Here is a 15446-nt window from a genome sequence, read left to right as displayed (position 1 = left end):
GTGGCCTAGACGGCGAACTCGACCGGCAGGCTGTCCAGCCGGGACTCCCACGTGGAGGCGGTCGAGCTGAGTTCTTCCGGCGGTACCGCCAGGCGCAGGTCCGGCAGCCGGTGCAGCAGGACGTCCACGCCGATCTCGATGATGGACTGGCCGATGTTCTGCCCCGGGCACTCGTGCGGTCCGGAGCTGAACGCCAGGTGCGACTGGTTGCCCTGCACGGCGACGGCCGAGTCGGGCCGTACCTCCGGGTCGACGTTGCCGGCGGCCAGGCCCAGGATGAGCAGTTCTCCCTCCTGGACGTGATGCCCTCCGAGCTCCAGGTCGGCGGTCGCGAACCGGCCCGGCAGCACGGACAGCGGCGGGGTGTCCCACATGACCTCTTCCACCACTGAGGAGATGTTCAGCTCCCCGCTGACCAGACCGGACAGCCGGGCGGCGTCGGTGAGGACCCGTTGCAGGACCCGGGCCAGCAGGTTGCTGGTGGTGGTGTGCGCGGCGATCAGCACCAGGCGCAGATGGCTGACCACCTCGTCGTGGTCGAGGCCGGCCGGGTGCTCCAGCAGGGCCGTGGCGAAGTCGGAGCCCGGCTCGGCCCGCTTGCGCTCGGCGAGTTCCGCGAGGATCTGCATGATGCGGTCGTTGTGCTCGAGGGCGCCCTCACCGCCCTTGAAGACCTGGGCGCACGACTCGATCAGGCGTAGCCCGTCCGCCGCGGGCAGGCCCAGCATCCTGGTGAGCACGAGCATCGGCAGTTGCTCGGCGTAGTCGGCCACGAGGTCGGCGCGCCCGGCGTCGGCGAACGCGTCGATCTGCTTGTTCGCGAAGTACGTGACGTGCCGCCGGATGCCCCGGGCGGCCGCCGCCTGCAAGCCGTCGGTGACGGCGCCGCGCAGCCTGCGGTGCGGTTCGCCGTCCTGGGACACACAGTCGGGGCGCCAGCCGACCATCGGCATGATCGGCGAGGTCTCCTCGATCCGGCCCTCCCGCCAGTCCCGCCAGATCCGCGCGTCCCGGCTGAACTGGCGGGGATTGTCGAGCACCCGCCGGTTGTCGCGGTATCCGAGGACCAGCCAGGCGGGCACGTCGCCTTCGAGCAGGATCGGCGCGACCGAGCCGTGCTCCTTGCGCAGCCGCTCGTAGATGCCCATCGGGTCAGTTGCGGCGTCCGGGCCGTACAGCCTGGTCAGGTCGGCGCCGTGGTGGGCGACGGGGCAGCCCCGCACGGCCTGGAGTCCGGATTCGGTCGAGTCGTTCATCGGGGCTCCAGGGCCACGGCCGAGCGTTCCTTCAGATGGTGGATCAGGGCGACCAGGACGTCCCGGCTGGAGGACCGGTCGCGGGCGTCGAAGGCCACGACCGGGGTGTGCTCGGGGATGTCCAGGGCGTCCCGGATCTCCTCCACCGGGTAGTTCCGCGAGTCGGGAAAGACGTTCAGCGCGACCACGAAGGGGACTTCCAGCCGCTCCATCTCCTCGATCGCCCGGAAGCTGGACTCCAGGCGGCGCGTGTCCACCAGGACGACCGCGCCGAGGGCCCCCTTGAACAGCCCGTTCCACAGGAACCAGAACCGTTCCTGCCCGGGCGTGCCGAACAGGTACAGCACCAGGCTCTCGTTGATGCCGATCTTGCCGAAGTCCAGGCTGACGGTGGTCTGCGTCTTGTCGGCGACGCCGATGAGGTGGTCGACGTCGGCGCTGGCCTGGGTGAGCGTCTCCTCGGTGGTGAGCGGCTTGATGTCGCTGACCGACCGGACCATGGTGGTCTTCCCGGTGCCGAACCCGCCGGCGATCATCACCTTCACCGAGCGGGTGTCCCCGGCCGAGCCTCCGGGTTGGTCAAAGCCTTTCAAGTCCACTGAGTACCTCCTCAAGGAGCGCGAGGTCGGGCCCGCGGCCGGCTTCGTGTGCCGGGATGGGGTTACGGGCTTCGACGCGACCTGCGTCCAGCAGGTCGGACAGCAGCACCGCGAGAATGTTGAAGGGGAGCCCGAGGTGAGCGCCGAGTTCGGCGACCGACAGCGGGTCGCGGCAGCGGCGGAGTATCTCCTCGTGCTCGTGCTGCATGCCCGGTAACGGGGCGGCGCGGGAGACGACCAGGGTCGCCACGTCGAGGCTCGACGCCGAACCGCCCGGTCCGCTGCGCCCTCCGGTGAGGACGTAGTAGCGCTCGAGACCGGACGGGTCCGACGGCCTGCGGGGAGCACTCATCCAGAGTGCTCCTCCAGGCGCGGAGTGGTGCCGAGGAGCTCACCCATCCTGCGGGCCAGGTCCCTCATCTGATGCCCGAGCAGGCCTTGGTCGAGGCCTTCCCTGGCGAGGACACCGAGGTACGTCTCCACACCCGCGCGCACGACGAAGAGGTGCCCGCCGTCCACCTCGATCATGGCCAGGCGCAACTGGCCGGCGTACTTGGGGAACTGCTCGGCGACCGGCTGGGCCAGGGCCTGCAGGCCTGCCACCACGGCGGCGAAGCGGTCGACGTCGTCGGGGTCTTCGGCGCCGTAGGAGGTGATGGCCTTGCCGTCGCTGGAGGCCACGAGGGCGAAACGGATCTCCTGGATGCTCTCGACGAGATCGCGCAGCGCCCAGCTCACGTCTGTTCCTTGTTGCGTCATGAGGAGTGGTCGCTCTCTTCGGTGCGGTGCTCGGTGTACTCGCCTCCGGCGAGGGGGTCGCGGTCGTCGGCCGCCGGGGAGGCCTCCGCCGCGTCGCGTCCGGCGGTGGCGAAGGCGGCGAGCCCCGAGAAGGACGCGTCCGGCGGGACGGCGGCGACGGTGCCCCGGTCGGTCCGCTCGGCCGGCCTGGGCGCCTCCGTCTCGCTCCGCCTGCTGCGGCGCCGGGGCAGTCCGCCGGGCGTGGTCTCGCCGGTCTCCGCCTGCGCGGCCGGTGCCGGCGCGGTGACCGTCTCGCGGGCCGGTGCTGCCGTGGCGGTGCGGACCTCCGGGTCGGGCGCGGCCGGTGCGGTCGCGGCCGTGGGCAGCGGGCTGAAGTACTTGTGCGGGACCACGATCACCACGGAGGTGCCCAGCCACGGCGAGTCCGCGAAGGTGACGCGGATGCCGTAGCGGCGGGCGAGGGCGCCGACGACCCGCAGGCCGATGTTGGCGTCCTCGGTGATGCCGCCGAGGCCCGCGCCGGGCGCGGTGCCCGCGAGGGCGTGCTCGGCCTCGCGCTTCTTCTCCTCGCTCAGGCCCTTGCCGGAGTCCTGGATCTCGATGCCGACGCCGTTGGGTACCTCCTTGCCGGAGATGAGCACCGGCTCGGTGGGCGGCGAATAGCGGGCCGCGTTGTCCAGGAGGTGGGCCAGGATCAGCGTGAGGTGGTCCACGAGGCCGCCGTCGACGCCCAGTTCGGGCAGGTGGCGCACCTGGATCCGGTGGAAGTCCTTGATCCGGCCGATACCGCCGCGCACCACGCTCAGCAGCCGCTGCGGCTCCTGCCACTGCCGGCCGGGCCGGTCCGAGCCGCCGAGCACACCGATGCTCGCGGCGAGGGAGTCGGCGGGGCCGAGTTCCTGGTCGAGCTCCATCAGGCCCCGGGCGACGGCCGGCAGCCGGCCGTGCTCGCCCTGCATCTCGTGCAGACGGCCGCGGAGCTTGCTGGTCAGGACGTGGATGCGGTTGCCGATACTGATCACGGCCTGCTCGGCGGAGGTGGAGCGGTCGAACTCCGCCTCCAGGCCGATCAGGGAGGTGCGCAGCAGCTTGCGCAGGTGGGCTTGGAGCTCCGCACTGACCTTGGCGCACTGGTTGACGGTGGGCAGCAGGTCGTCGATGGCGTCACCGGCACGCAGCTTCTCCATCGCGTCGGGCAGCTGCTCGTCGGCGAGCCGGGCGACCGCGGCGAGCTGGTGGGAGAGCTGCTCCTGCCAGACCTCGGCCTGGTCGGCGAGCTGGGCCTCGTAGGACGTGGCCTGCTCGGTCAGCCGTTCCTCATAGGCCCGGGACCGGTCGGCGAGCTGCGTCTCGTAGGTCGCGCTCTGGTCGGCGAGCTGCGTCTCGTACGTGGCGCTCTGGTCGGCCAGGCGCCGCTCGTACATCGCGTTCTGCTCGTTGAGCTGGGACTCCAGGCCGGCGCGCTCGGCGGCGAACTTGCGTTCCAGGGCCGCCACATGCTGCTGCCACTGCTGGTTGTGCTCGGCCTGCGTGGTGCGGAAGGAGTTCTCCGCCCGGTGCAGTTGTGCCCGGGTGCGCAGCAGCAGCCGTACGCACACGGCACCGGCCGCCGTCGCCGCGACTCCGGCGACGGCCGCGGTTATTCGCTCCGAGCTCATGAACGTGGCGGCAACGGTCCCGCCTCCCAAGCCCAGCGGCATCAACCACCAGCTGTACCAGGCGACAGGGGCCCGCGCCGCCGGTGGCGGAGTGGCGAGTTCCATCTGCATCCTTCGAAGCAACACGAACGAACAGGGGGGGTGTGTGGACCGCACTCATGAGTACGCACCGAGAGTCGACTGGACACGATCGCGTCAACTCGCAGCGCCGAGGGGAACCTTATCGGGTTTGGACCCGAAAGGATCAAACTCGCCCCCCGCCGGACGTGAGGGTTCCGTCACGCTCCGACAGAAGGCAACAGGTCGACAAATGTCTTTGCTGTCAGTGGACTTGGGCGTGCACCAGCCGCGCACGCGTGCCGCCGACGTCAGCGGGCGGTCTGGAACGTGCGGCGGTAGGCCTGCGGGGAGACCCCGATCGCCGCGTGCAGGTGCTGGCGCAGGGAGGCACCGGTCGCGAAGCCGACCCGGCCGGCGATCTGATCCACCGTCAGGTCGCTGGACTCCAGCAGGTGCCGGGCCCGGACCACGCGCTGCTGGATCAGCCAGCGGCCGGGGCTGAGACCCACCTCGTCGTGGAAGCGGCGGGCGAAGGTGCGCTGGCTCATCCGGGCGTGGCCGGAAAGGTCGGCCAGAGTGAGCGGTTCGTCGAGGCGCTCCAGGGCCCAGGCGCGGGTGGCGGCGGTGCTCGCGGCGCCCTGTTCGGGGACGGGCTGCTCGATGTACTGGGCCTGGCCGCCGTCCCGGAAGGGCGGGACGACGCAGCGGCGCGCGACGCTGTTGGCCAGGTGGCTGCCGTGGTCCTTGCGGACGAGGTGCAGGCAGATGTCCACGCCGGAGGCGGCCCCGGCGGAGGTGAGGAAGGGGTGGTCGTCGACGAACAGGACGTCCGGGTCGAGGTCGACGCGCGGGAACATGCGCCGGAAGTGGTCGGCGACCTGCCAGTGAGTGGTCGCCCGGCGCCCGTCGAGGAGGCCCGCGGCGGCGAGGACGAAGGCACCGGTGCAGATGGAGACGATGCGGGTGCCGGGGCGGATGAACGCGAGCGCCGCCAGGACCTCGTCGGACACCTCGTCGGTCAGATGGGAGGGTGCGACGGGCGCGATCACCACGGTGCCGGCCGTGGCCAGGATGTCGGGGCCGTGCTCCACGGTGACGCCGAAGTCCGCGTCGGTCCGCACCGGACGGCCGTCGACCGAGCAGGTGACGACCTCGTACCGGCCGTCGGCCGCGCCCAGGATCCGGCTGGGGATGCCCAGCTCGAAGGGGTACACCCCGTCCAGGGCCAGGACCACCACTCGCTCACGTCGCATGGCACGATTCTATCGAATGTTGGCAATCTTGCCATTGGCGGGCGGCGGGCGGACCGGCACGCTGGTTGACCATGAGCACACAGAACACGATGCGAGTCATCAGCCAGGACGTCCTCGGCGGTCCCGAGGTCCTGAAGGAAGTGGAGATCGAGCGCCCGGTACCGCGGCCCAACGAGGTACTGGTCCGAGTGCGGGCCGCCGGGGTCAACCCGACCGACTGGAAGCACCGCGCGACCGGCGGTTTCCTGGGCGAGCCGCCCTTCGTCCTCGGCTGGGACGTCTCCGGGGTGGTGGAGGCGGTCGGCATCGGCGTCGTGGCCTTCGCACCCGGTGACGAGGTCTTCGGCATGCTGCCGTATCCGTACGGGCACGGCTCGCACGCCGAGTACGTCATCGCCCCGGTCCGCGCCCTCGCCCGCAAGCCGGCCGGCGTCGACCACACCCAGGCGGGCGCGCTCCCGCTGGTCTCGCTCACCGCCTGGCAGGCGCTGACCGAGCACGCGCAGCTCCAGCCGGGGCAGCGCGTGCTGATCCACGCCGCGGCCGGCGGGGTCGGGCATGTGGCGGTGCAGATCGCCAAGGCGCGCGGCGCCTACGTGATCGGCACCGCGAGCGCGGGCAAGCACGGGTTCCTGCGCGACATCGGCGTCGACGAGACGATCGACTACCGCGAGACGGACTTCACCGAGACCGTGAAGGACGCCGACGTCGTCCTGGACACGATCGGCGGCGACAACTCCCTGCGCTCACTGCGCGTGCTGCGCCCCGGCGGTGTGCTGGTCTCGATCCTCCCGGGCGGCTCGGACGACCTCTACGAGGAGGCCGAGCGGCTCGGTGTGCGGGCGCTGCGGATGCTGGTGGACGCCGACCGCGGCGGCATGGAGGCGATCGCGGAACTGGTCGAGGCGGGGAAGCTGCGCGCCACCATCGCCGGGACCTTCCCGCTGGCCGGAGCCGCCGAGGCACACGCCCTCGGCGACACCGGACGCACGACGGGAAAGCTGGTGCTGCTGAACGACTGAGCGGACCGTCAGACCGAACGCGCCGACCGGCCGGGCAGTGCGTGCCCCCGGCCGGATAGCGGCCGAGCGCGCACGGGGCAGCGGGTCGGGCGCCTGCCGCGGGGGGCCAGGCGGGCGTCCGCCTTGCATGAGGGGCCGGGCGAGCGTCTGCCGCGTGGTGCCGGGTGTGCAGGCGGCCGTCAGGCACCCGCCACGCACGTGGCGCGCCAGGCCGGCGTCCGCCGCGTGGTGGCCGGTGTGAAAGTGGCCGTGTGGGAGTAGCCGGTAGGGCGCTGGTCCTCGGGTGGTTTCCCGTCCTGGTCGTTCGGGCGTCTTCCGACGAGCCGTTCCGCCGCCCGGTCCCTGCCGACCGTGTCAGAACGTCAGGACCGGCTTGATCGTCTTGCCCGACCTCATGTCCTGGACCGCCCGGTCGATGTCCCCGAAGGGGTACGTGCCGATCAGGCGGTGCAGCGGGAGCCGCCCGTCCTTCACCAGGCGGACCAGCGCCGGGATCATGGTCTGGGTCTCGCTGTCGCCGAGGGTGAGGCCGACGATCCGCTTGCCGCCGAGGAGGCCGTTGACGTCCAGGGCGACCTCCGTGCCGAAGGGCGGGGCGCCGACGACGACCAGGGTGCCGCGGGCGGCGAGCGCGTCGACGCCCTGGCGCAGGACGGCGACATTGCCGGTGGTCTCCACGACCCCGTCCGCGCCCTGACCGCCGGTGATCTCGGCGAGGGCAGGGGCGAGGTCCGTGGCACTCGTGTCGACGGTGTGGGTGGCGCCCAGCTCCTGGGCCAGCGACAGGCGTTCGGCGACCCGGTCAACGGCGACGATCCTGGTGGCCGGGGTGAGGGCCGCAGCCATCACGGCGGACAGGCCGACCGCGCCGGCGCCCAGGACGACGACCGTGCCGCCGGTCTCCGGCTTCAGAACGTTCCACACGGCCCCGACACCGGTCTGTACACCGCAGCCCAGCGGGGCGATCGACTCCAGCGGCACGTCCGGGTCGACCTTGACGAGGCTGCGTTCGTCAGCCAGGGCCCGCTCGGCGAAGGAGGACTGGCCGAAGAAGTGGCCGCCCAGGGTCTCGCCGCCCCGGCTGATGGTGCTCGTCCCGTCGGCCCGGCGGCCGCCGATCAGGTTCAGCGGCAGCCAGGTCGCGCAGTACGCGGGGTGCCCGCCGCGGCAGTTGCGGCAGTCGCCGCAGGAGGTGAAGGAGAGCAGGACGTGGTCGCCCGGCGCGACGCCGGTGACGGCGGAGCCTACGGCTTCGACGACGCCCGCGCCCTCGTGGCCCAGCACGCCGGGCAGCGGGAAGGGCAGTCCGCCGCTCGCCACCCCGAGGTCGGTGTGGCACAGGCCGGCGGCGACCATGCGGACCAGCGCCTCGTGCGGGCCGGGTGCGTCGAGGACGACGTCGGAGAGGGTGAAGGGCGCGCCGCCGGACTCGACGACCGCGGCACGGGTGGTGGTGGGCATCGCGATGACTCCTTGGGAGTGTCTCAGCCGAGCGAGACGACGACGGACTTGACCTTGGTGTAGCCGGCGAGGGCCTCGGGCCCGTACTCCCGGCCGTAGCCGGAGTCCTTCACCCCGCCGAAGGGGACCGCGGGGTCGAGCATCGCCCAGTCGTTGACCCAGACGATGCCCGCCTGGAGCCGGTCGGCGACCCGGTGGGCGCGGGCGAGGTTGCTGGTCTGGACGCCCGAGGCCAGGCCGTACGGCGTGGAGTTGGCGAGGGCGACGGCCTCGTCCTCGTCGTCGAAGGGCTGCACCGTGAGGACCGGGCCGAAGATCTCCTCCTGGATCACGCGGGAGTCGTTCGTCAGGTCGGCGATGACGGTGGGCCGGTAGTAGTAGCCGCCGTCGAGGTCGAGCCGCTCGCCGCCACAGACGATCCGGGCGCCCTCCTTGCGGGCCAGGGCGACGTACTCCTCGACCTTCTTCAGGTGCTTCTCGGCAGCCATCGGGCCGATGACCGTGACCGGGTCGCGCGGGTCGCCCACCGGCACACCGGGCACGGCCTCGGCGAGGATGCCGAGCAGCGTCGAGTACACCGAGCGGGCCACCAGCAGGCGCGGGCCGCCCATGCAGAACTGGCCGGTGTTGAAGACGAACCCCTTGATGACCGCGCCGACCGCCTTCTCCAGGTCGGCGTCCTCGAAGACGATGTGAGCGGCGTTCCCACCGAGTTCCATGGTGACGGGCTTGAGTGCCTCGCCGGCGACGCTCGCCACATGGCGGCCGATCGCGGTGGAGCCGGTGAAGGCGACCTTGTCGACGCCGCGGTGCCGCAGCAGCGCCTCGCCCGCCACCGGGCCGGTGCCGGTCACGACGTTGACCACGCCGTCGGGGACGCCCGCCTCCTGGAGCAGCCGGGCCATGCACAGGGCGCTGAGCGGGGTCTCGTCGGCGGGCTTGTGGACGACGGTGTTGCCGGCCGCCAGAGCCGGGGCGATCTTCGAACCGGCCAGGATCAGCGGGAAGTTGAACGGGGTGATCGCGGCGACCACCCCGAGGGGCTCGCGCTTGGTGTAGGCGAGGGCGTTCATGGGGACGTCGCGCAGGGCGCCGTCCTGGCTCTGGGCGAGATGGGCGTAGTACTCGTAGTCATTGGCAGCGTTGGTCACGTCGACCGCGCCGCACAGCGTGATCGGTTTGCCGACGTCGAGGCTCTCCAGCGCGGCGAGCTCGTCGGCGTTCTCCCGGATCAGCTGGGCGACCCGGTACAGCACCCGGCCGCGCTCGCGGCCGCTCAGGCCGGACCAGGCACCGTCGTCGAAGGCCTCGCGGGCGGCGCGTACGGCCGCGTCGACATCGGCGGGGCCCGCTTCGGCCACGGTGGTGACGACCGTGCCCCGGGACGGGTCGACCACCCCGGTGCGCGCCCCGTCGGCCGCCTCGCGCCATCGGCCCCCGATGAACAACTGCCCGGGTGTGCTCTCGAAGGTGGTCATCGCCACTCCTCAGCATCGTCGCCAAGATTTCAACAAACAGGATTCCTGTCTGTGCGCAGTCTCTTTACGGACAGGTTTCCTGTCAATGGTCTAGCCTGCCCTCATGCTCGACTCACAGGTGACCAAGGCACCCCCTTCCCTGCTCTACATGGTCAAGCAGGTGGAGCTCGTCGTGCGCTCCCATCTGGACGAGCTGGTCAGACCCTCCGGGATCACCGCTCTTCAGTACACCGCCCTGACCGTGCTGGAACGGCATGACGGACTGTCCGCCGCCCAGCTGGCACGCGACTCCTTCGTCACCGCCCAGTCCATCGCGGACCTGGTCCGCTCCCTGGAGGGCCGCGGGCTGGTGTGCCGGGAGCGCAACCCCCGCAATCGCCGTGAACTGCTGATCCTGCTCACCGACTCCGGCCGCGAGCTGCTCGCCCGGCACGCCGGGCCCGTCCGGGAACTGGAGGAGCGGATGGTGCGCGACCTCACGGCGCACCAGACGGAGCAGTTCCGTCAGGCGCTCACCACGGCGTGGCACGCCCTGTCGTAATACGGAGCACGCCCCTGCGATGCCCCCCGCGTACGCCCCGGCGCGAACCTCGGCCAACTCGGCCGGAATTCAGAGACATATGTCAATCGAACATGCTCAAATTCACTCGTTGGAGGGTAACTTGCAGGGCGGGGAACGGTGTTGAGGCCGTAGCCCTCCCCACGCACGGAGCAGGCTGGAGGCGATCTCGTCGTGCGGCAGGAACCTGCACCGCTCACCCGGCATCTGCGCGTCCGCCAGGAACGGGGGCACACGGTGCTGGAGTTCCGCGGCGAGATCGACCTCGCCGCGGCGACGGAGATCGCCCCGCATCTGGACCGGGAGACGAACCGCCCCGCCGCCCGGGTCGTGATCGATCTCAGTGGGATCGAGTTCTTCGACTGCTCCGGCCTGCGGCTGCTGTACCGGGCCCGCAGCCGTGCGCTCGACCGGCGGGGATATGTGCTCCTGGTCTGCTCGCATCCGCTGACCCTGCGTGTCCTGCGGATCACCGGACTGTCCCGGCTGCTGCCTCCGCAGCCGACGCTGGACGCGGCGCTGGAGCAGCCGGAGGCGACGTCCCGCCCGTGACGAGTGCGCCCTGCGTGCTTCCGCCGAGGTCGTCCGATCCCGACTCGGCGGTCTGGCAGGGGATGTGGCGGGCATCCGGACAGGAGGAAGGAGGGCCGTTGCATGACGACTCCCGTCAAGCGTCTCCCCAGGCGCATGCCCGGCTGGGCGAAGGTGGTGGCAGCGTTCGTGCTGGTGCTGGTCGTGTTCTTCGCCGGGCTCCGGCTGAGCGTGCTCCCGGGCCTGAAGGACCTGTTCGGCACCGACACCCACGACCGGTCCGGCCCCGCGCTGCTGAAGTCCGTCCAGGACATCAGCCGTTACCACGCCGCCTCCGGCAACTTCCAGGTCGTCGTGGACCTGGAGAAGGACGCCAAGCTCCTGCCCGACGCGATCCGCGGCACCCGCACCCTGTACGTCGGCGCGGGCACCGTCGACGCCTATGTCGACCTGGGCAAGGTCGGCGAGAACGACGTGAAGGTCAACGGCGACCGCACGTCCGCCACGCTCCGGCTGCCCCACGCGCAACTGGGCAAGCCCGCCCTCGACCCCGACCGCTCCTACGCGGTCTCCAAGCAGCGCGGTCTCCTCGACCGCCTCGGCGACCTCTTCTCGGACAACCCCAACGGCGAACAGGCCGTGCAGAAGCTCGCCGTACGGCACATCGGCGACGCGGCGAAGGAGAGCGAGCTGACCGCACGCGCCGAGTCGAACACCACCGGCATGCTCGAGGGCCTGCTGCGCTCCCTGGGCTTCAAGGAAGTGCGTGTCTCGTACGGGAGCTGATCAGCTTCCGAGGACCCCGGGGCACTCCCGGCCGGGAGTGCCCCGGCGGAACGCGGGAAACCGAGGGTGGAAACGGTCCCCGGCGATACCGCCGGGGACCGTGGCCGGGAACGCCCCCCCACGGCATCGTCGGCCCGCCCGGGGGTAACCGCCTTGTCACGCAGGGAAGTTGAAGACTGGAGGATCCCCATGGCCAGTGCAGCCTCACGTCCCCGGACCACCGGGTCCGGGAGCGAGCGACGCCCGCTCCCGTGGCCCGTCCGGCTGCTGGCGATGCTGTGCGCGTTCCTGTTCATGGTCGCCTTCGCCGTGGTGCTGGCCCGGCTGACCCTGCAGCCCTCGCCCGCCTCGGAGGCGCTGACCCACAGCAATCTGCAGCCGGGCAGTTCCGTGAAGGCCTATCTCGACCAGCCCGAACTGCGGGACGCCGTCAAGCAGATCGGCGGCAACATCCTGCTGGGCGTGCCCTTCGGCGTCCTGGTGCCGGTGGTCGCGCCCCGCACCCGCGGCATCCTGCGCGTGCTGCTCCTCACCGCGCTCGTGATGCTGCTGGTGGAGTTCGCGCAGGGCGCCCTGGTCACCGGACGCGCCTTCGACATCGACGACGTCATCCTCAACACGACGGGCGCGCTCATCGGTTACCTGCTCCTGGGGCGCCGGCTCAGCAGGGCCGTGCACGCACGCAGGCCCCGCCCGGGCCGGGCGGGGAAGGAACCGTCGGCCGGCAAGGCCTAGGGGGTGTCCGCAAAGTCGCGTCGTTCGCCCGGAGGGCGGGCCCCGCGGCGTTCGGTGCGTGCTCTCGGCGTGCCGGGCGGGCACCCGCGTACTGGTTGTACTTGGGTGTTCGCCCGGTGCGGCGAGAGTGCGTGCCGGGCGTCGCGGGGCAGGCGGGACTTTGCGGACACCCCCTAGGGCACGGCGACAAGGCTCAGTGCACGGTCCAGGTGAACTTGTCTCCGCCCACCCAGCGGACCACGTCCGGGTCGTCCATGTCGTGCACGGTGATGCCGAACGCGGCCGCGGCCGTCAGTACGTCGGTGACGGCGCGGGCCTCCCCGACCACCTGGCCGTCGATCTCCACGATCCGGAACGGCGGTGTGCCCGGCTGCACCCCGAGCACCATGATCCGCGGGTGGGACATGTACGGGCTCGCGCTTTCGGTCATGCATCGAGCGTAGAACGCAACCGGCGGCGGCGCGGGTTCAGGGCGCCCGCCGGACCGGCCGCCCGCTCAGGGGCGTCGCCAGTCGTCACCGGTCAGGTGTGAGCCGGCCTGCGGACCCATCCGGAGCATGCCGCCGTCCACGCTCCACGAGGCGCCCGTGACGTACGAGGCGTCCGGGCCGGCGAGGAAGGCGATGACGGCGGCGACCTCGCGGGCGTCACCGGGCCGGCCGAGCGGGATGCCCGGGCGGTTCTCGGTGTGCGGGTCGGTGTCCTCCTGGCCGGTCATGGGCGTGGAGATCTCCCCCGGCGCCACGGCGTTGACGGTGATGCGGTGCTCGGCCAGTTCGAGCGCCATGACCTGGGTGAGCAGCCCGAGACCGCCCTTGGCGGCGCAGTAGGGGGCGGCGCCCACCCGCGGCTGGTGCTCGTGGACGGACGTGACGTTGATGATCCGGCCCCCTTCGCCCTGCCCGATCATGTGCCGGGCGGCCTTCTGCCCGCACAGGAACGGCCCGACGAGGTCGACGTCCAGGACCTCGCGCACGTCGGACAGCTCCAGGTCGAGGAAGGGCGTCATGGTGCCGGTGCCGGCGTTGTTGACCAGCACGTCGATGCGGCCGAGCCGCTCGGACAGGTCGTCGACGGTGTCGGCGGCGTCGGGCAGCCGGGTGAGGTCCATCCGGGCGACCTCGGCCCGCTGCCCGTGCGAGCGCACCTCGTCGGCCGTCTCCTCGGCGCCCTTGCGGTCGCTGTGATAGGTGATGCCGACGTCCATGCCCGCCCGGGCCAGGCGTACGGCGGTGGCCCGGCCGATGCCGGAGTCGGCGCCGGTGATCACGGCGACCTTGCCGGGTGACGCGCTGGGGACGGACATGACGAGCCTCCTCGTCGACGGGGTCGGGACGAGGCATCGCAGTACCCGGGGGGATACCGGGCAAACCGCCCGCCCGTCGTGCGGCCCGCCGGGCGCTGGGGAACTCTTGAGGTGGAGGTGGCGATGGACCCCGTCGAGGCACTGGACCGGATCGCCTTTCTGCTGGAGCGGTCCCTGGCACCGACCTACCGCGTGCGGGCCTTCCGTACGGCGGCCCGGGTGCTGAAGGACCTGGGCGAGGACGAGGTGCGCCGGCGGGCGGCGGACGGGTCGCTCGAGAAGCTCAAGGGGGTCGGTCCGAAGACCGCGCAGGTGGTGCGGGAGGCGCTGGCCGGCCAGGTGCCCGGCTATCTGTCGAAGCTGGAGGGTGAGGCGCGGGAGCAGCCGGCCGTGCGGGGCGGGGAGAAGCTGCGGACGCTGCTGCGGGGGGACTGTCATCTGCACTCCGACTGGTCGGACGGCGGCAGCCCGATCGAGGAGATGGGCCGGGCCGCCGCGGCTCTGGGGCACGAATGGGCGGCGCTGACCGACCACTCGCCCCGGCTGACGGTGGCCCGCGGGCTGTCGCCCGAGCGGCTGCGGGAGCAGCTGGACGTGGTGGCGGAGCTGAACGAGACCTGGGCGCCGTTCCGGCTGCTGACCGGCATCGAGTGCGACATCCTCGAGGACGGCTCGCTCGACCAGGAGCCGGAGCTGCTGGACCGGCTCGACGTGGTGGTGGTGTCGGTGCACTCCAAGCTGCGCATGGATGCCCGGTCGATGACCCGGCGGATGGTGGCCGCCGTACGCGATCCGCATGCGGACGTGCTCGGGCACTGCACGGGGCGGCTGGTGACCGGGCGGGGGCGGCCGGAGTCGGAGTTCGACGCGGACGAGGTGTTCGCGGCGCTCGCGGAGACGGGCACGGCCCTGGAGATCAACAGCAGGCCGGAGCGGCTGGACCCGCCGCGGCGGCTGCTGCGCCGGGCCGTGGACGCGGGGGTGCTGTTCTCCGTCGACACCGACGCGCACGCGCCGGGGCAGCTGGACTGGCAGATCAACGGATGCGCTCGGGCGGAGGAGTGCGGGGTGCCGCCCGAGCGGGTGGTGACCACGTGGTCCCTCGACGAGCTTCTGGCCTGGACGCGTGAGCGGCGGGTGCCGTCCGGCGTGGCGGGCGGCTGACGTGGTACCCGCGCGGCCGGAGACGAAGGGACTGCACTTATGGGAAGCGCGGGACGGGCGGCCGTGTTCGACGTCGACGGCACGCTGGCCGACACCAACCATCTGCATGTCGTGACCTGGTGGGAGGCCTTCCGGCAGGCGGGCCACCAGGTGCCGATGCACGCCATTCACCGGGCCGTGGGCCTGCCGTCGACCGATCTGATCGCCCATCTGCTGGGCGACGACCGGGACCCGGACCAGGACGCCGACATCAGCGCCGGACACAAGGCGCTGTACGGGCAGTACTTCGACCGGCTGCCCGCGCTGCCGGAGGCCGGAGCGCTGCTGCGGCGGCTGCACCGGGACGGCTGGACGGTGGTGCTGGCCACCTCGGCGGGCGGCGCCGAGCTGGGCGCGCTGCGCCGGGCGATCGACGCGGACGAGGCCATCGCCGCCACGGCCAGCGCCGACGACGTCGACGAGGGCAAGCCCGCCCCCGAGCCGGTGGAGCACGCCCTGGAGCTGGCCGGGGTGCCGGCGGAGCGGGCGGTGTTCATCGGCGACACCGTGTGGGACATGCGCGCGGGCAGCAGCGCCGGGGTGCGGTGTGTGGGCGTCCTGTGCGGCGGCATCCCGCGCGCCGATCTGGAGGAGTCCGGCGCGGCCGCGGTCTACGCCGACCCCGCGCACCTCCTGTCCGCCCTCGGCGACAGCCCGCTGTCATGAAGCGACGTGAAACCCCCGGTCGCGCGGATACCCGCAGCACATGACGCGTGTGACGAGTGCGGTACGGCGGGCGGCGGGAGCCTTCCGCGGGCGGCGGGACAGGGACGGGGACAC

General features: G+C 71.9%; 17 protein-coding genes. 7 read left to right on the top strand and 10 right to left on the bottom strand.

What is annotated here, in order from left to right; all coding sequences use genetic code 11:
* Positions 1 to 5: 5 nt before the first annotated feature.
* From ACIRDU_RS11180 to ACIRDU_RS11155, 6 genes are all read right to left on the bottom strand, one after another.
* Complete coding sequence (locus ACIRDU_RS11180) at positions 6 to 1256, bottom strand: cytochrome P450 (protein ID WP_403577037.1); 1251 nt, start codon at positions 1254 to 1256, stop codon at positions 6 to 8.
* Positions 1253 to 1855: a GTP-binding protein gene (locus ACIRDU_RS11175; protein WP_403577035.1), complete on the bottom strand. Its 603-nt coding sequence runs from the start codon at positions 1853 to 1855 to the stop codon at positions 1253 to 1255. Before ACIRDU_RS11175 ends, ACIRDU_RS11180 begins: the two co-directional genes overlap by 4 nt.
* On the bottom strand, positions 1836 to 2207 hold the full coding sequence (locus ACIRDU_RS11170; RefSeq protein WP_030845180.1) for a DUF742 domain-containing protein: 372 nt from the start codon (positions 2205 to 2207) through the stop codon (positions 1836 to 1838). Before ACIRDU_RS11170 ends, ACIRDU_RS11175 begins: the two co-directional genes overlap by 20 nt.
* The gene (locus tag ACIRDU_RS11165; RefSeq protein WP_003994857.1) at positions 2204 to 2614 is read right to left on the bottom strand and encodes a roadblock/LC7 domain-containing protein; all 411 of its coding nucleotides are present in this window, start codon (positions 2612 to 2614) and stop codon (positions 2204 to 2206) included. The genes ACIRDU_RS11170 and ACIRDU_RS11165 overlap by 4 nt, the downstream gene beginning before the upstream one ends.
* Positions 2611 to 4377: an ATP-binding protein gene (locus tag ACIRDU_RS11160; RefSeq protein WP_403577033.1), complete on the bottom strand. Its 1767-nt coding sequence runs from the start codon at positions 4375 to 4377 to the stop codon at positions 2611 to 2613. The genes ACIRDU_RS11165 and ACIRDU_RS11160 overlap by 4 nt, the downstream gene beginning before the upstream one ends.
* Before the next feature lie 263 nt (positions 4378 to 4640).
* Positions 4641 to 5585 carry a GlxA family transcriptional regulator gene (locus ACIRDU_RS11155; RefSeq protein ID WP_403577031.1) on the bottom strand — a complete coding sequence of 315 codons (945 nt, stop codon included), beginning with the start codon at positions 5583 to 5585 and terminating at the stop codon, positions 4641 to 4643.
* Between the two features lie 71 nt (positions 5586 to 5656).
* On the opposite strand from ACIRDU_RS11155, the gene ACIRDU_RS11150 reads away from it, so the two are divergent.
* On the top strand, positions 5657 to 6607 hold the full coding sequence (locus ACIRDU_RS11150) for an NADP-dependent oxidoreductase (protein ID WP_403577029.1): 951 nt from the start codon (positions 5657 to 5659) through the stop codon (positions 6605 to 6607).
* 354 nt (positions 6608 to 6961) lie between these two features.
* Here the strand turns inward: ACIRDU_RS11150 and ACIRDU_RS11145 are convergent, their stop codons facing one another.
* Together ACIRDU_RS11145 and ACIRDU_RS11140 are read right to left on the bottom strand one after the other, a co-directional pair.
* Complete coding sequence (locus ACIRDU_RS11145) at positions 6962 to 8068, bottom strand: NAD(P)-dependent alcohol dehydrogenase (protein WP_403577027.1); 1107 nt, start codon at positions 8066 to 8068, stop codon at positions 6962 to 6964.
* A 23-nt stretch (positions 8069 to 8091) separates the two neighbouring features.
* Positions 8092 to 9546 (bottom strand): aldehyde dehydrogenase family protein, encoded by a 1455-nt coding sequence (locus ACIRDU_RS11140; RefSeq protein ID WP_403577025.1) that lies wholly within the window; start codon positions 9544 to 9546, stop codon positions 8092 to 8094.
* A 103-nt stretch (positions 9547 to 9649) separates the two neighbouring features.
* On the opposite strand from ACIRDU_RS11140, the gene ACIRDU_RS11135 reads away from it, so the two are divergent.
* The 4 genes from ACIRDU_RS11135 (at position 9650) to ACIRDU_RS11120 (ending at position 12157) form a co-directional block, all read left to right on the top strand.
* Positions 9650 to 10087 carry a MarR family winged helix-turn-helix transcriptional regulator gene (locus ACIRDU_RS11135; protein WP_403577023.1) on the top strand — a complete coding sequence of 146 codons (438 nt, stop codon included), beginning with the start codon at positions 9650 to 9652 and terminating at the stop codon, positions 10085 to 10087.
* Positions 10088 to 10279: 192 nt separating this feature from the next.
* The gene (locus tag ACIRDU_RS11130) at positions 10280 to 10657 is read left to right on the top strand and encodes an anti-sigma factor antagonist (RefSeq protein ID WP_403577021.1); all 378 of its coding nucleotides are present in this window, start codon (positions 10280 to 10282) and stop codon (positions 10655 to 10657) included.
* A gap of 102 nt (positions 10658 to 10759) precedes the next feature.
* Complete coding sequence (locus tag ACIRDU_RS11125) at positions 10760 to 11422, top strand: DUF4230 domain-containing protein (RefSeq protein ID WP_403577020.1); 663 nt, start codon at positions 10760 to 10762, stop codon at positions 11420 to 11422.
* A gap of 189 nt (positions 11423 to 11611) precedes the next feature.
* Positions 11612 to 12157, top strand: coding sequence for a VanZ family protein (locus tag ACIRDU_RS11120; RefSeq protein ID WP_403577018.1), 546 nt, complete (start codon positions 11612 to 11614; stop codon positions 12155 to 12157).
* 193 nt (positions 12158 to 12350) lie between these two features.
* Here ACIRDU_RS11120 and ACIRDU_RS11115 read toward each other — a convergent pair whose 3' ends face one another.
* Positions 12351 to 12587, bottom strand: coding sequence for a hypothetical protein (locus tag ACIRDU_RS11115; RefSeq protein WP_403577016.1), 237 nt, complete (start codon positions 12585 to 12587; stop codon positions 12351 to 12353).
* Positions 12588 to 12653: 66 nt separating this feature from the next.
* A complete protein-coding gene (locus ACIRDU_RS11110; RefSeq protein ID WP_403577014.1) occupies positions 12654 to 13463 on the bottom strand; it encodes an SDR family oxidoreductase in 810 nt (269 codons plus the stop codon).
* A 123-nt stretch (positions 13464 to 13586) separates the two neighbouring features.
* On the opposite strand from ACIRDU_RS11110, the gene ACIRDU_RS11105 reads away from it, so the two are divergent.
* Positions 13587 to 14627: a PHP domain-containing protein gene (locus ACIRDU_RS11105; protein ID WP_403577012.1), complete on the top strand. Its 1041-nt coding sequence runs from the start codon at positions 13587 to 13589 to the stop codon at positions 14625 to 14627.
* Between the two features lie 39 nt (positions 14628 to 14666).
* Positions 14667 to 15332 (top strand): HAD family hydrolase, encoded by a 666-nt coding sequence (locus ACIRDU_RS11100; protein ID WP_403577010.1) that lies wholly within the window; start codon positions 14667 to 14669, stop codon positions 15330 to 15332.
* Positions 15333 to 15446: the final 114 nt, after the last annotated feature.

The sequence above is a fragment of the Streptomyces sp. NPDC093598 genome (assembly GCF_044764825.1).
GTDB lineage: Bacteria > Actinomycetota > Actinomycetes > Streptomycetales > Streptomycetaceae > Streptomyces.
Note: the sequence above shows the minus strand (reverse complement) of the source record. Positions and strands in the feature narration are given on the sequence as shown.

Coding starts and splice junctions, on each gene's coding strand:
- ACIRDU_RS11180 (WP_403577037.1), bottom strand. CDS start 1,256: ATGAACGACTCGACCGAATCCGGACTCCAGGCCGTGCGGGGCTGCCCC.
- ACIRDU_RS11170 (WP_030845180.1), bottom strand. CDS start 2,207: ATGAGTGCTCCCCGCAGGCCGTCGGACCCGTCCGGTCTCGAGCGCTAC.
- ACIRDU_RS11165 (WP_003994857.1), bottom strand. CDS start 2,614: ATGACGCAACAAGGAACAGACGTGAGCTGGGCGCTGCGCGATCTCGTC.
- ACIRDU_RS11160 (WP_403577033.1), bottom strand. CDS start 4,377: ATGGAACTCGCCACTCCGCCACCGGCGGCGCGGGCCCCTGTCGCCTGG.
- ACIRDU_RS11155 (WP_403577031.1), bottom strand. CDS start 5,585: ATGCGACGTGAGCGAGTGGTGGTCCTGGCCCTGGACGGGGTGTACCCC.
- ACIRDU_RS11150 (WP_403577029.1), top strand. CDS start 5,657: ATGAGCACACAGAACACGATGCGAGTCATCAGCCAGGACGTCCTCGGC.
- ACIRDU_RS11145 (WP_403577027.1), bottom strand. CDS start 8,068: ATGCCCACCACCACCCGTGCCGCGGTCGTCGAGTCCGGCGGCGCGCCC.
- ACIRDU_RS11140 (WP_403577025.1), bottom strand. CDS start 9,546: ATGACCACCTTCGAGAGCACACCCGGGCAGTTGTTCATCGGGGGCCGA.
- ACIRDU_RS11135 (WP_403577023.1), top strand. CDS start 9,650: ATGCTCGACTCACAGGTGACCAAGGCACCCCCTTCCCTGCTCTACATG.
- ACIRDU_RS11125 (WP_403577020.1), top strand. CDS start 10,760: ATGACGACTCCCGTCAAGCGTCTCCCCAGGCGCATGCCCGGCTGGGCG.
- ACIRDU_RS11120 (WP_403577018.1), top strand. CDS start 11,612: ATGGCCAGTGCAGCCTCACGTCCCCGGACCACCGGGTCCGGGAGCGAG.
- ACIRDU_RS11115 (WP_403577016.1), bottom strand. CDS start 12,587: ATGACCGAAAGCGCGAGCCCGTACATGTCCCACCCGCGGATCATGGTG.
- ACIRDU_RS11110 (WP_403577014.1), bottom strand. CDS start 13,463: ATGTCCGTCCCCAGCGCGTCACCCGGCAAGGTCGCCGTGATCACCGGC.
- ACIRDU_RS11105 (WP_403577012.1), top strand. CDS start 13,587: ATGGACCCCGTCGAGGCACTGGACCGGATCGCCTTTCTGCTGGAGCGG.
- ACIRDU_RS11100 (WP_403577010.1), top strand. CDS start 14,667: ATGGGAAGCGCGGGACGGGCGGCCGTGTTCGACGTCGACGGCACGCTG.